The following is a 1,033-nucleotide window of genomic DNA, read 5'->3' as shown; positions in this document are numbered from 1 at the left end:
TTTTAGAGGACAACCTTTCTCGTATCGACAGTTATCAAGATCAAAGTATAAAAATAATGTCTTATATTCGTCTGATGAATGTGTATTTACAGCTTGATGCTTATGAGGAAATGCTACGTATAGCGCAATTAGCACTAAGTCTAAATCAAGGTAAAGACCCAAAAAGCGAATGTTTTTCGATGCTATATCACTCAGTGGCTCATCTGAAATTAACCCACTTTGACCAGGCAGAGGCATTATTTACAGACACCCAACTTTATTGCAAAAACCATGGTTTTACATTGATAGAGATTATGTCTATCAAGGGTAAAGCTAATGTGTTGTTTGATAAGGGGTTGTATGCTGAAGCAGAACCTTTTTACCTTGAGGCTTTAGAGCGTTATCAGAAGTTTCAATTTCAAATTGAAATTAACGAAATACAGTCTTATTTGAGCTCGATATATTTTCATCTGGGTGATTATCAACAAGCTGATATGTTTGCGCAGTTAGTTAATGCTTTACCTAATAAGCCTAGCAACATGCAGGTAAAAAAACGAGTTAGTGAAATATTGTCTTTAATTGCGGGTAAACGTGGTCAGTTTGATAAAGCATATCAGTATCAAGTTGTGGCATCTGCCCTTGGTCAGCAATTAATTGATGAACAGAAAATAAAAGAAAATGCCTATCAAATGGCTCGCTTTGATAGTGTGGAAAAAAATCGTGAGAATACTAGCTTGATCCAAGACCATGAATTACTGATGAAACAAAAAGATTTATTCATGAAAGAGAAAAGCTCATCAATTATGTTTTCAACATTATTAGTAGGGCTTTCTGTAGGTTTATTGTTGTTATTAATCTCTGCTTGGATGCAACGTAATCAATTTATGAAGCAAGCGCAGCGAGATGGATTGACAGGTATCTTTAATCGCCGCACCGGGCAAGAAATGGCAGAAAATGAATTTATTCAAGCTCAAATGCTTGGTGAGTCATTCTCTGTGTTGTTGATGGATTTAGATTTATTTAAAAATATTAATGATCAATATGGCCATGCTAC

The 1,033-nt window shown here is 35.1% G+C and carries 1 protein-coding gene; it reads left to right on the top strand.

Annotated features, from left to right (window positions below; all coding sequences use genetic code 11):
• Positions 1–56: 56 nt before the first annotated feature.
• Positions 57–1,033 (top strand): diguanylate cyclase (locus CXF78_RS01700; protein ID WP_145991344.1); only part of this gene is annotated, 977 nt, incomplete at its 3' end.

Source organism: Shewanella sp. 11B5, from assembly GCF_002836795.1.
Classification (GTDB): Bacteria; Pseudomonadota; Gammaproteobacteria; order Enterobacterales; family Shewanellaceae; genus Shewanella; species Shewanella frigidimarina.
Note: the sequence above shows the minus strand (reverse complement) of the source record. Positions and strands in the feature narration are given on the sequence as shown.